General features: G+C 62.2%; 11 protein-coding genes and 1 tRNA gene. All 12 read right to left on the bottom strand.

Going from position 1 to position 13271, the window contains the following annotated elements; translation table 11 throughout:
- Nucleotides 1–11: 11 nt before the first annotated feature.
- The 12 genes from N8H74_RS25065 to N8H74_RS25010 all read right to left on the bottom strand — a co-directional run bounded on the left by N8H74_RS25065 (nucleotide 12) and on the right by N8H74_RS25010 (nucleotide 13266).
- Nucleotides 12–87 (bottom strand) — tRNA-Val (locus N8H74_RS25065).
- A 252-nt stretch (nucleotides 88–339) separates the two neighbouring features.
- Nucleotides 340–1116, bottom strand: coding sequence for an SDR family oxidoreductase (locus N8H74_RS25060; protein WP_217831715.1), 777 nt, complete (start codon nucleotides 1114–1116; stop codon nucleotides 340–342).
- Nucleotides 1113–2324: an O-succinylhomoserine sulfhydrylase gene (locus N8H74_RS25055; protein WP_262151115.1), complete on the bottom strand. Its 1212-nt coding sequence runs from the start codon at nucleotides 2322–2324 to the stop codon at nucleotides 1113–1115. The genes N8H74_RS25060 and N8H74_RS25055 overlap by 4 nt, the downstream gene beginning before the upstream one ends.
- Nucleotides 2325–2405: 81 nt before the next feature.
- Nucleotides 2406–3911, bottom strand: a complete 1506-nt coding sequence (gene purF / locus N8H74_RS25050; RefSeq protein ID WP_217831713.1) for an amidophosphoribosyltransferase — start codon at nucleotides 3909–3911, stop codon at nucleotides 2406–2408.
- 41 nt (nucleotides 3912–3952) lie between these two features.
- Nucleotides 3953–4513, bottom strand: a complete 561-nt coding sequence (locus N8H74_RS25045; protein ID WP_186552365.1) for a CvpA family protein — start codon at nucleotides 4511–4513, stop codon at nucleotides 3953–3955.
- 98 nt (nucleotides 4514–4611) lie between these two features.
- Nucleotides 4612–5286: an SPOR domain-containing protein gene (locus N8H74_RS25040; RefSeq protein ID WP_262151111.1), complete on the bottom strand. Its 675-nt coding sequence runs from the start codon at nucleotides 5284–5286 to the stop codon at nucleotides 4612–4614.
- Entirely contained in the window at nucleotides 5270–6577 is a 1308-nt protein-coding gene (gene folC, locus N8H74_RS25035) for a bifunctional tetrahydrofolate synthase/dihydrofolate synthase (RefSeq protein WP_262151109.1), read from the bottom strand. Before folC ends, N8H74_RS25040 begins: the two co-directional genes overlap by 17 nt.
- On the bottom strand, nucleotides 6574–7494 hold the full coding sequence (accD, locus tag N8H74_RS25030) for an acetyl-CoA carboxylase, carboxyltransferase subunit beta (protein ID WP_262151107.1): 921 nt from the start codon (nucleotides 7492–7494) through the stop codon (nucleotides 6574–6576). The genes folC and accD overlap by 4 nt, the downstream gene beginning before the upstream one ends.
- A 202-nt stretch (nucleotides 7495–7696) precedes the next feature.
- Nucleotides 7697–8329: a phosphoribosylanthranilate isomerase gene (locus N8H74_RS25025; RefSeq protein WP_217831709.1), complete on the bottom strand. Its 633-nt coding sequence runs from the start codon at nucleotides 8327–8329 to the stop codon at nucleotides 7697–7699.
- Nucleotides 8330–8392: 63 nt separating this feature from the next.
- Complete coding sequence (truA, locus tag N8H74_RS25020; RefSeq protein WP_217831759.1) at nucleotides 8393–9217, bottom strand: tRNA pseudouridine(38-40) synthase TruA; 825 nt, start codon at nucleotides 9215–9217, stop codon at nucleotides 8393–8395.
- A gap of 196 nt (nucleotides 9218–9413) precedes the next feature.
- Nucleotides 9414–12047, bottom strand: a complete 2634-nt coding sequence (locus N8H74_RS25015) for a FimV/HubP family polar landmark protein (RefSeq protein WP_262151105.1) — start codon at nucleotides 12045–12047, stop codon at nucleotides 9414–9416.
- Nucleotides 12048–12255: 208 nt separating this feature from the next.
- Nucleotides 12256–13266 (bottom strand): aspartate-semialdehyde dehydrogenase, encoded by a 1011-nt coding sequence (locus N8H74_RS25010; protein ID WP_262151103.1) that lies wholly within the window; start codon nucleotides 13264–13266, stop codon nucleotides 12256–12258.
- Between the last annotated feature and the right edge of the window lie 5 nt (nucleotides 13267–13271).

The raw sequence follows: 13271 nt of genomic DNA, 5'->3' as shown, positions 1-13271 counted from the left end.
ACTCTCGGGAGTGGTGGGTGATGACGGGATCGAACCGCCGACATTCTGCTTGTAAGGCAGACGCTCTCCCAGCTGAGCTAATCACCCGTTTGCATCTCCGAGGCCGCGAAATTTACGCAGGTAGCGAACCTAAGTCAATAGCAGGATTGAAGTTTTTCTGAAAAAGACAAAATCATGTCGCTGCGCCGGGAATCAGCGCCAACCGCCCTCCCCTGCGCAACCAGACCACTTTCGCGGGCAGGCCCGCTCCCACAAGAGGAATGCATTCCAAATACGGGAGCGGGCCTGCTCGCGAAGACATCGGCACATCCGCCACCGACGCCCGGGTTAAAGCGCGATCTACTCGCTGTAAATCATCTTCTTGGTCATGCCGCCGTCCACCACGAACTCCTGGCCCGTGACGAAACCGGCATTCTTCGACAGCAACCAGGCGACCATCGCCGCCACATCTTCGACCGTCCCTACCCTGCCCGCCGGATGCTGGGCATGATCGATTTCGGTCAACGGTTCAGCGCGACGCGCCGAAGGATCCCGCGCATCGATCCAGCCCGGACTGACGGCATTGACGCGAATCTCCGGCCCCAGGCTGATCGCCAATGCATGGGTCAGCGCCAACAGGCCACCCTTGCTCGCCGCATAAGCCTCGGTATCGGGTTCAGACTGCGCCGCGCGGGTCGACGCCAGATTGACGATCGCCCCGCTGTGCGCCCGCAGATAAGGCGCACAATGCTTGGCCAACAGCATCGGCCCGGTGAGATTCACCGCCAGCACTCGATTCCAGTAAGCCAGATCAAGGCTTTCCAGCGTGATGTTGTGCGGATCGGCCACCGCCGCGTTGCACACCAAGGCATCCAGACGACCAAACTGCCCCAGCACTTCGGCCACGCCCACTTTCACCTGATTCTCGTCAGCCACGTCCATCGCGACAAACCAGGCGTTTTCGCCCAGTAGCTTCGCCACTTTCGAGCCACGCGCACGATCCAGGTCACTCAGCACCACCTGCCAGCCTTCACTGATCAGCCAGGCTGCGATCCCCAGACCGATACCGCGAGCGGCCCCCGTGACCAGCGCAACGCGGCCATGGGTGCTCGCATTGGGAGAGGACAACTCGATCACAACGCCGCCAGACCGCGCGACAGGTCCGCTTGCAGGTCTGCCACGTCTTCCAGACCGACCGCAATGCGGATCAGGCTGTCACGGATACCCGCCGCTTCCCGCTCCTGCGGCGCCAGGCGACCGTGGGAGGTGGTGCTCGGGTGCGTGATGGTTGTTTTGCTGTCACCGAGATTGGCGGTGATCGAAATCAGTCGGGTCGCATCGATAAAGCGCCAGGCGCCCTCTTTGCCGCCTTTGACTTCGAAACTCACCACCGCGCCGAAGCCCTTCTGCTGGCGCTGGGCCAGTTCGTGCTGCGGATGGCTCTTGAGACCCGCGTAATGCACCTTCTCGATGCCGTCCTGCTGCTCCAGCCACTCAGCCAGTTGCTGGGCGTTGGCACAGTGCGCCTTCATCCGCAGGTTCAGGGTTTCCAGGCCCTTGAGGAAAATCCAGGCATTGAACGGGCTCAAAGTCGGCCCGGCGGTACGCAGGAAGCCGACGACTTCTTTCATCTGCTCGCTGCGACCGGCAACCACACCGCCCATGCAACGGCCCTGGCCATCGATGAATTTGGTCGCCGAATGCACAACGATGTCCGCACCGAGTTTCAGCGGTTGCTGTAACGCCGGGGTGCAGAAGCAGTTGTCGACCACCAGCATCGCGCCTTTGGCGTGAGCGATTTCCGCCAGTGCGGTGATGTCCACCAGCTCGGCCAGCGGATTGGATGGCGACTCGACGAAAAGCAGTTTGGTATTGGACTTGATCGCCACATCCCAGGCCGACAGGTCCGCCAGCGGCACGTAGTCGACTTCCACGCCGAAACGCTTGAAGTACTTCTCGAACAGACTGATGGTCGAGCCGAATACGCTGCGCGACACCAGCACATGATCGCCGGCGCTGCACAGACTCATCACCACCGCCATGATCGCGGCCATGCCGGTCGCGGTGGCGACCGCTTGTTCAGCGCTTTCCAGCGCGGCGATGCGTTCTTCGAATGCGCGCACGGTCGGGTTGGTGTAACGCGAATAGACGTTGCCCGGCACTTCACCGGCAAACCGCGCGGCAGCGTCGGCGGCGGTACGGAACACGTAGCTGGAAGTGAAGAACATCGGATCACCGTGCTCACCTTCCGGCGTACGGTGCTGACCGGCACGTACGGCCAGGGTATCGAACGCTACGCCTTCGAGGTCGCTGTCCAGCCGACCGGCATCCCATTCCTGACTCATGCTGTCACTCCTTGCCCTGTTCTCGAAAATTGAAAGTCTTTTTGCCAGATACAAAACCGGCCCCTCAGGGCCGGTAGTCACTCAGTTGTTGTACAGGTCGATGATCGCGCTGACCGCCTGCGTCTTGACCTTGGAGGCATCGTTACGCGCCTGCTCGATCTTGTTCAGGTAGGCCTCGTCGACATCACCGGTGACGTACTTGCCGTCAAACACCGCGCAATCGAACTGCTCGATCTTGATCTTGCCGCCGCCGACCGCTTCGATCAAGTCAGGCAGATCCTGATAGATCAGCCAGTCCGCGCCGATCAGATCAGCCACGTCCTGAGTCGAACGGTTGTGCGCGATCAGCTCGTGGGCGCTCGGCATGTCGATGCCGTACACGTTCGGGAAGCGCACCGCCGGGGCTGCGGAGCAGAAGTAGACGTTTTTCGCGCCGGCTTCGCGGGCCATCTGAATGATCTGCTTGCACGTGGTGCCACGCACGATGGAGTCGTCCACCAGCATCACGTTCTTGCCACGGAACTCCAGCTCGATGGCGTTGAGCTTCTGGCGTACCGATTTCTTGCGCGCCGCCTGGCCCGGCATGATGAAGGTACGACCGATGTAACGATTTTTGACGAAACCTTCGCGGAATTTCACACCGAGGTGGTTGGCCAGCTCCAGCGCGGCGGTGCGGCTGGTGTCCGGGATCGGGATGACCACGTCGATATCGTGCTCTGGACGCTCGCGCAGGATCTTCTCGGCCAGTTTCTCACCCATGCGCAGACGGGCCTTGTAGACCGACACGCCGTCGATGATCGAGTCCGGACGCGCCAGATAGACGTGTTCGAAGATGCATGGGGTCAGGGACGGGTTGGTCGCGCACTGACGGGTGTGCAGCTTGCCGTCTTCGGTGATGTAGACCGCTTCGCCCGGTGCCAGGTCGCGGATCAGGGTGAAGCCGAGCACGTCCAGGGAGACGCTTTCGGAAGCGATCATGTACTCGACGCCTTCGTCGGTGTGACGCTGGCCGAACACGATCGGACGGATGCCGTGCGGGTCACGGAAACCGACGATGCCGTAACCGGTCACCATCGCCACCACCGCATAACCGCCAACGCAACGGTTGTGTACGTCGGTCACCGCAGCGAACACGTCTTCTTCGGTCGGCTGCAGCTTGCCGCGCTGGGCCAGCTCGTGAGCGAACACGTTGAGCAGCACTTCCGAATCGGAACTGGTGTTGACGTGACGCAGATCGGATTCGTAGATCTCTTTGGCCAACTGCTCGACGTTGGTCAGGTTGCCGTTGTGCGCCAGGGTGATGCCGTACGGCGAGTTGACGTAGAACGGCTGGGCCTCGGCCGAAGTCGAGCTGCCGGCAGTCGGGTAACGGACGTGGCCGATACCCATGTGGCCGACCAGGCGCTGCATGTGACGTTGTTGAAACACGTCACGCACCAGGCCATTGTCCTTGCGCAGGAACAACCGGCCATCATGGCTGGTCACGATACCGGCAGCGTCCTGGCCGCGGTGCTGGAGCACGGTTAGCGCGTCATACAGCGCCTGATTGACGTTCGACTTACCGACGATACCGACGATGCCACACATGCGACGCAACCCCTACTTAATGGATCTGAACTGAACAACACTCACTGAGGCGTTTTGGCCGACGGCAAGAGTTGCTCCTTGAACGGAATATCAGCGGGTACGCTGATTCCGCTGGCAAGCCACTGACTGCTCCAACCCAGTATCAGGTTTTTGGACCAGTCTGCGACCAATAGAAACTTTGGCACGAGCTGGGATTCTTTCCACCACCCGTCCTGCTGTACCGGCCCCAGGCTCAACAGCCCGACTGCCACGACCACCAGCAACACGCCACGCGCAGCGCCGAAGGCCATGCCCAGGAACCGGTCGGTGCCGGATAATCCGGTGACGCGAACCAGTTCGCCGATAAGATAATTGATCATTGCGCCCACGATCAGTGTGGCGACAAACATGATGGCACAGCCCGCGATCACGCGAGCCGATGGCGTTTCGATGTATCCGGCGAGGTACTCGGACAGTGAGCCACCAAACATCCAGGCAACCGCTCCTGCGATGATCCAGGTCACCAGCGATAACGCTTCTTTGACGAAGCCGCGGCTCAAACTGATCAAAGCGGAGATGGCGACGATTGCAACGATCGCCCAGTCAACCCAGGTAAATGGCACAGTGCAGCCTACAGACGGATAAGGCGGCGCATTTTAGCAGAGCGCAGGGCCGTCGGTAAGCTGCGATTGTCAGTGCATTTCAATCCGGGCGATAGTTTTTAGCCGCGCTCAGGCTGGAAGCGCACGACAAAACCCTTGAGATTCTGCTGACGGCTCAAAAGATCGCGCAGACGATCGGCTTCGGCGCGCTCGATCAGCGGCCCGACAAACACCCGATTCTTGCCCTCGGCGGAACGGATATAGGCGTTGTAGCCCTGGCTGCGCAGGCTTTTTTGCAGACTCTCGGCGCTGGCGCGACTCGACAGACTGGCAAGCTGCACCGACCAGCTCACCGACAGGCCATTGGCGTCAACCCGACTCTGGGTGGTATCAGGCTTGGCGGGAGCCGCAGCAATCGGCTGAGCCGGCGCCGGGATCGGCGCAGGTTTGGCGGCGGGCGCCGGTGCCGGAGCCACCGGTTTTGCGGCCGCAACAGGCGCCGCAGGTGCCGGAGCCGGCGCAGCGGCAATCGGCTTGGACGGCGCAACCTGCTCCGCAACCTCGTCATCAGTCGGCACAGGCTCTTGCGGCAACACTTGCGGTTCCGGCACAGCCACCGTTTCCATCTGGATCTGCGCAACAGCCGGCGCCTGCGGAGCTGCCGGCGCTTCGACCGTCACCTGACGCTGTTCGTCTTCACGGGTAAACAGCATCGGCAGAAAAATCACCGCCAGCGCCACCAGCACCAGGGCACCGACCATGCGCTGCTTGTACGCTTTATCCAGCAAAGCCATTTGCCGCTTCCTCCGTGGAGTGCCGGGCCAGCCATTCGAGGGCCTCGGCGACACAATAAAATGATCCGAACAACAGAATCTCGTCGTCACTGGTCGCCACCGCGCACTGCCCTTCCAGGGCGGCCGCGACGCTGTCGTAAGACGTCACCGAAGCCCCAAGGTTCTGCAATGCTTCATGCAATTCGGCCACCGGACGAGCGCGCGGCGAATCCAGCGGCGCCACGGCCCAGTGCTGGACGCTGGCATTCAGTTCGCCAACGACGCCTGGCAGATCCTTGTCCGCCAGCAGGCCGAATACCGCCAGACGCTTGCCGACCGGAGGTCTGGCCGCCAGACGCCGGGCCAGATACTCCGCCGCATGGGGGTTATGACCGACATCGAGCAGCAGGCTCAGGCGCTTGCCGCTCCACTCGAACGAACGCCGATCGAGGCGACCGACCACGCGAGTGGCTTGCAGAGCCGCAGCAATCTGCCCCGCCTCCCAAGGCAACCCGAGCAGCAGATAAGCCTGCAACGCCAGTGCGGCGTTTTCCATTGGCAGGTCGAGCAGCGGCAAATCGCGCAATTCGACTACGTGACCGTCAGCATCCGTACCACGCCATTGCCAATGCTGGTCGGTAATCCCCAGGTCGAAATCACGTCCGCGCAGGAAGAACGGGCAGGCCAGTTCGCGCGCCTTGTCGAGCAACGGTTGCGGAGGATTCAGATCGCCGCACAACGCAGGCTTGCCCTGGCGGAAAATCCCGGCTTTCTCGAACGCCACGGACTCACGGGTATCACCCAGGTAATCGGCATGATCGACGCCAATGCTGGTGACCAGCGCGATATCGGCGTCGACCACGTTGACCGTGTCCAGACGCCCGCCCAGACCGACTTCCAGCACCACGGCATCGAGCGCGGACTGCTGGAACAGCCAGAATGCCGCCAGGGTGCCCATTTCGAAGTAAGTCAGGGAAGTGTCGCCGCGCCCGGCCTCGACCGCTGCGAAGGCTTCGCACAACTGGGCATCGGTCGCTTCGACGCCATTGAGCTGCACCCGCTCGTTGTAACGCAGCAGATGCGGAGAATTGTAGACACCAACGCTCAGGCCCTGCGCCCGCAGCAACGAAGCCACGAAAGCGCAGGTCGAACCCTTGCCGTTGGTGCCGGTGACCGTAATCACCCTTGGCGCCGGCTGGCCCAGCCCCATGCGGGACGCTACCTGTTGCGAACGCTCCAGCCCCATGTCGATGGCCGAGGGATGCAACTGCTCAAGGTAGGCGAGCCACTCGCCAAGGGTGCGCTCGGTCATACGTTGGCAGGCACCGGCGGAACGACGATCGGCTCAACCGGAGCGGCAACGAACTTTGGCGTCGGCTGACCGGTCATCTGTGCCAGCAGGTTGCCCAGGCGCGGACGCAGCTCGCGACGGTCGATGATCAGGTCGATTGCACCGTGTTCCAGCAGGAACTCGCTGCGCTGGAAGCCTTCCGGCAGTTTTTCACGCACGGTCTGCTCGATCACGCGCGGACCGGCGAAACCGATCAGGGCTTTCGGCTCGCCGACGATCACGTCGCCGAGCATCGCCAGACTGGCGGAAACGCCGCCGTAGACCGGGTCGGTCAGTACCGAAATGAACGGAATGCCTTCTTCGCGCAGACGCGCCAGCACCGCCGAGGTCTTGGCCATCTGCATCAGCGAGATCAGCGCTTCCTGCATGCGCGCACCTCCGGAGGCAGCGAAGCAGACCATCGGGCAGCGTTTTTCCAGCGCGTAGTTGGCGGCGCGCACAAAGCGCTCACCGACGATGGCGCCCATGGAACCACCCATGAAGCTGAATTCGAACGCCGAAACCACCACCGGCATGCCCAGCAGGGTGCCGCTCATGGAGATCAGCGCGTCTTTTTCGCCGGTCTGCTTCTGTGCAGCGGTCAGGCGATCCTTGTACTTCTTGCCGTCGCGGAATTTCAGACGGTCAACCGGCTCCAGATCGGCACCCAGCTCGGCGCGACCTTCGGCATCAAGGAAAATATCGATCCGCGCACGTGCGCCGATGCGCATGTGGTGGCTGCACTTGGGGCAAACGTCTAGGGTCTTTTCCAGCTCCGGACGATACAGCACAGCCTCGCAGGACGGGCATTTGTGCCACAGACCTTCAGGCACCGAGCTCTTCTTGACCTCCGAACGCATGATCGAAGGGATCAGTTTGTCTACCAACCAGTTGCTCATGCTTTCTTTCTCCAGTACCGGCGGCCCGAACGCTCTGGTTCGCGGCCCCGCGTATGCCCTTCAGCTAAATTCATGTGTGTGTGGCGATGATCGATGGAACGCCACGGTCAGCGCGAGACATGACCTGCGTGCAACCCCAAAAACCCTCAGCCATGCCTGCTTTGTGCAAGTGCTGTTATGGACGGCGGCAGTCTGCCAGCCGTCACATCGACGACGCGTTACCGCGCACGGCGTTGATGAACGCTTGAATCTTTGCGTGATCCTTGATGCCCTTGCTCGCCTCTACCCCGCCGCTGACGTCCACCGCGTAAGGCCGCACACGGGCGACCGCCTCGGCCACGTTGTCCGGCGTGAGGCCGCCGGCCAGGATCAGCGGCTTGCTCAAGCCTTGCGGAATCAATGACCAGTCGAATGCCTCACCGGTTCCGCCGGGCACGCCTTCGACATAGGTGTCGAGCAATACGCCACTGGCGCTCGGGTAGGCATTGCAGGCGGCGGCGATGTCATCGCCCGCCTTGACCCGCAGGGCCTTGATGTACGGCCGATGCCAGCCTTCGCACTCGGCGGCGGTTTCGTCGCCGTGAAATTGCAGCAGATCCAGCGGCACGGCATCGAGGATTTCCCCCAGCTCGCAGCGACTGGCGTTGACGAACAGCCCGACCGTGGTCACAAACGGCGGCAATGCCTTGATGATCGCTCGCGCCTGCTGCACGGTCACGGCCCGTGGGCTCTTGGCGTAAAACACGAAGCCGATGGCATCGGCTCCGGCTTCGACGGCGGCCAACGCATCTTCTATGCGGGTAATCCCGCAAATCTTGCTGCGAACGGCTGACATGTCGATAAAACCCCAAGGCAAATCCGAGAAAGTCCCGGATGGTAACAAATGGATTGGAGGGCGTCAGCCGTCAAGTTCCGAGAATCCGGTAAGGAAATGTGGCCCGATGAAACGCTCGGGCAACGGGAACTCGTCGTGATACTCGACCTGCACCAGATACAGACCGAAAGGATGGGCCGTGACCCCGCCGGAGCGCCGCTCGCGGCTTTCAAGCACCTCTTTCATCCACTCCACCGGGCGCTCGCCGGCACCGATGGTCATCAGCACCCCGGCAATATTGCGCACCATATGATGCAGGAACGCGCTGGCACGTATGTCGAGCACGATCATTTTGCCGTGACGGGTCACGCGCAGGTGATGCAGTTGCTTGATCGGCGATTTGGCCTGGCACTGACCGGCACGGAACGCGCTGAAATCATGGGTGCCCACCAGATACTGCGCGGCCTCGGCCATGCGCTCGACATCCAGCGGACGGTGATTCCAGGTGATTTCTTCATTGAGATGCGCCGGGCGGATCTGATCGTTGTAGATCACATAGCGATAGCGCCGCGCGATCGCCTTGAAACGCGCGTGAAAATGCGCCGGCATCACTTTGGCCCAGCTGACGCTGATGTCGTGGGGCAGATTGATATTGGCGCCCATGACCCAGGCCTTCAGCGAACGCTCGACCTGGGTATCGAAATGCACCACCTGCCCGCAGGCATGCACGCCGGCATCGGTACGCCCGGCGCACTGGATCGAAATCGGCGTGTTGGCGACTTTCGACAAGGCTTTTTCCAGGGTTTCCTGCACCGTGGCCACACCCGTGGACTGACGCTGCCAGCCGCTGTAGCGCGAACCCTTGTATTCAACGCCCAGCGCGACGCGGAAAAAGCCTTCGGGCGCCATTTCGGCGGCGGGGTTATCTATGTTTGCCAAGGTGGGACAGCCTGCTGATGTACAAAGGCGGGCATTATAAGGCCGTGGCCCGGGGATGCTAGAAAGTTCTCCGCCGGACGTCCCGGCCTCTTTGTGCGCAAGCCCACCTCCAACAAAAAACGGCAGCCTCGAGGGGCTGCCGTTTTGTTTACTGCCGAACGCAGACTCAAGCCAGGTGCGAAAGCATTTCCTTGGCTTCGCCGCGCTGCTTGTCGTCACCCTCGGTCAGCACTTCGTTGAGGATGTCGCGCGCGCCATCGTTGTCGCCCATGTCGATGTAGGCCTGGGCCAGATCGAGTTTGGTGGCGGCTTCGTCAGTACCGGACAGGAAGTCGAAGTCCTCGTCGTTCAGATCACCACCGAGCGCCGCGTCGGCTTCAGTGAAGCTCGGCTCGGCGATGCTGCTCGACAGACGATCCAGCTCGGCGTTGACGTCATCCAGCTCCGCCGCGAACGCATCCGGTTCGGCCGGGGTGGCGTCCATTTCGTCCGCCAGGGACAGATCGAAATCGGCTGGCAGTTCCAGATCATCCAGCGGCACCTCGGCCACGGCTGGCGCCTCGACCGGTGGCAGATCCTTCACGCCTTCGTCCAGATCCAGCAGGAAGTCGTCTTCGGCTGCCAAGGCTGGCGACGGTTCGGCGCCGAGGTCCAGATCCAGGTCGAACTCCGACAGGTCGTCGAGGTTTTCCTTGATCTCGGTCTGCTGTTGCAGCACCGATTCGAAGCTCAGGTCATCGTCGGACGGGAATTCGTCCAGCTCGACCGGTGCTTGCGGCTCGACCGCTGCCGGCTCCACCGGAGTGATCTTGTCGAGATCGTCGAGACTCAGGTCGAAGGCGCTGTCCAGCTCGTTGTCCAGAGGCGCAGGCGCTTCAGGCTCGTCGAGCAGCAACTCCTTGACGTACTCCGCGTCCAGTTCGGCCGCGATGGCAGCGGCCGCCAGACCGCTCGCCGCGACGACCGCCATGGCCGGGAAGCGGGTTTTCAGCTCTTCGACCTTGGCGAAGTTGTCGCCATTGGCAACCAGTTGACGCTCCTGACCGACGAACGCGTCGCGATCACCCTGGCGACCGTAGACTTCCATCAACTTCAGACGCAGATCGCTGCGCTGCGGCTCAAGGCTGACGCCCTCCTCCAGCAACGCCGCCGCCTGGTTCAGACGACCACCATCGATGTGCGACTGCGCCTTGGCCAGTACGTCGTCGGAACGCTCGGCGGCCGGTGCGACCAGCGGCGCGGCGATCGGCTCGGCCATCACCACCGGAGCCACCACCGGCGCTGGTGCAGGTGCAGGTGCAGGTGCAGGTGCAGGTGCAGGTGCGAGCTTGACGCTGGCCGCCGGCACTTCCAGACCATCGAAGCTGTCTTCCGGCAGGTCCAGCTCAGGCGAGAACGATTGCTCCTCCAGGGCACGAGCCATGCGCAGATGCTTCTCGGCTTCCTGCTGAGCCTTGCGGCGACGTGCCAGCAGCAACAACAGCAGCAACAGCACCACCGCGCCACCGCCAACCAGGCCCAGCAGAATCGGATTGGTCAGCAGTTCGTTGAAGGCTTTGTCGTCATCGGCGGCAGGTTTTGGCTCGACCACCGGCTCGACCGGGGCCGGAGCAGCCGCCTCAGGTGCCGGCACTGCCGGGGCCGTTTCAGCCGGCGTGGCGGGTGGAGTGGCGGCCAGTTCGGCAGTGATCGCCGGAACCGTCGGCACGGCTGGCGCAGCAGCGGCCGGGGCAGTGCCCGAACCCTCGGCCTGCATCTTCGCCAATTGATTGTTTTTCAGCTCGATCAGACGTTGCAGCTTGTCCAGCTGGCTTTGCAGATCGGCCATGCGGCTTTTCAGTTCCTCGTTGTCACGACGGGTCGTGTCGAGGCTTTCCTGGGTGACCGCGAGTTTATTACTCAACGCCTTGGCATCGCCGGCCGGGCCTTTACCACGGCCCTTGGCGCTTTCAGCGGAAACCAGACTCAGGTTGTCCTTGGTGTTTTGCGCGGCACCGGTGTTGCCACGGCCACGCTTGGTAGCGTCCAGTTGTTGCTGCCCAGTGCCCGGTTTGGCCGCATAACGGCGCCCGGAACGCCAGGCTTCGTTCTGCGCCGCCACTTCGGCAATCGCCTTGGACTGCGGCAACGCGGTGCTTTGCACGGCGTCCGGCATCCGCAGCACCTGACCGGTCTTCAGACGGTTGATGTTGCCGTCGATGAACGCATCCGGGTTCAACGCCTGGATCGCCAGCATGGTTTGCTGAATCGAACCGCCAGTACGCGCCTTCGCCGCGATTTCCCAGAGGGTGTCGCGCGGGGTGGTGGTGTGCTGGGCAGGATGGGTGGCACCAGTGGTCGGCGCGGTAATGGTTTGCGACGGCGCAGGCTGGGCGGCGGCATCGGCGGTCTGCGGCGAGAACTTCGACGGATCGAGCAGCACGCTGTAGTCGCGCAGCAGGCGACCATTGGGCCACATGACCTGCACGAGGAATTTCACCATCGGTTCGGACAGCGGCTTGCTCGATGTCACGCGCAGCACGCTTTTACCGCTGGCGTTGAGCACCGGGGTAAAGGTCAGGTCATTGAGAAAGGCCTGGCGATCGACGCCGGCCTTGGCGAAATCTTCCGGCGAGGCCAGGCTCGGCACCACTTCGGCAGCGGTGAGGTCCTTGACGTCGAGCAGCTCGATTTCCGCCACCAGCGGCTGGTTCAGGGTCGACTTCAGGGTCAGCTCCCCGAGCCCGAGGGCATGCGCCATACCGGAGGACAGCGCCGAGGCGGCCGCTATTGCTAACACCAGTTTGCGAACTTGAACCATAGCCTCATCCTTTGTTTGAACGTTCCTCGGCCAGCGAGAAGATGTTGATTACCGCTGCCGTAAGGCATTGCGCGCGACGACGACAGATGTCGCGCGCGATCATTTCTTTGATGCCCCGGAAAGTCCCGGAGGGTATTACGTTATCGAGTGTTCCGGGCAAGCATAGCGCCCGCCTAGAATCAGTCGACAAATTGTTGCCAAGTATCTTTTACAGCAGGTCTTTTATCAACAACTCGGCCACTTGCACCGCGTTGAGGGCCGCACCTTTGCGTACGTTATCTGACGTCAGCCACAGATTAAGTTCCGCCGGTTCGTCGACACCGCCGCGCACCCGCCCGACATAGACCACGTCCTGCCCCACCGCGTCACCGACCGCCGTCGGATAATCGCCAGCCTCGACCAGCTCGATGCCCGGCGCGTCCTCGAGGGCGGCGTTGACCTTTTCCAGGTCGACCGCGTTCGCTGACTGCAAGGTCACGCTAAAGCTATCGCCAAAAAACACCGGGGCTTGAATGCAAGTCGCGGAAATCTTTAATAAAGGTCGGGCCAGCACCTGGCGCAACTCGCGCACCAGACGTTTTTCCAGCAGCGTGTGGCCCTGGGCATCCGGAGTGCCGACTTGGGCCAGCAGGTTGAAGGCCATCTGCCGGTCGAAGAATTTCGGCTCCAGCGGACGCATATTCAGCAATTCGGCGGTCTGGCGCGCCAGCTCGGTCACCCCCTCACGCCCCTGGGCGGAAACCGCCAGATTCGCCGTGACATGCACGTATTGCAGGTCGATCAGCTCAAGCAGCGGCGCCAGCACCACGGCCAGGGTGGTCGCCGACGGGCTTGGGCTGCTGACCTGGAATGGCACGTTCAGACCATCCAGCACCTGAACGTTGGCTTCCGGCACCACTTGCGGCGCCTGATCCGCCGGCAACGCACCGGACAGATCGACCAGCGAGCAACCGGCGGCATGGGCACGAGCCGCGTAGCTCAGGGTGACCGCCGGGCCGGCGGCGAAAAACGCCAGTTTGACCTTGCTGAAGTCGAACTCGTCGACCTCACGCACTCGCACGCTCTTGTTGCGAAACATCACCGAACTGCCAGCGGATTCGCTGCTGGCCAACAGATGCAGATTGCCGACCGGAAAGTCGCGCTCTTCGAGAATCTGGACGAGGGTTTCGCCGACCGTACCGGTGGCGCCGATCACGGCAATATCAAGGGTCTGGGTCATGGTGC

It is taken from the genome of Pseudomonas sp. B2M1-30, from assembly GCF_025447575.1.
GTDB lineage: Bacteria > Pseudomonadota > Gammaproteobacteria > Pseudomonadales > Pseudomonadaceae > Aquipseudomonas > Aquipseudomonas botevensis.
The sequence above is the reverse complement of the archived record's forward strand: the minus strand, read 5'-3'. Positions and strand labels throughout refer to the sequence as shown.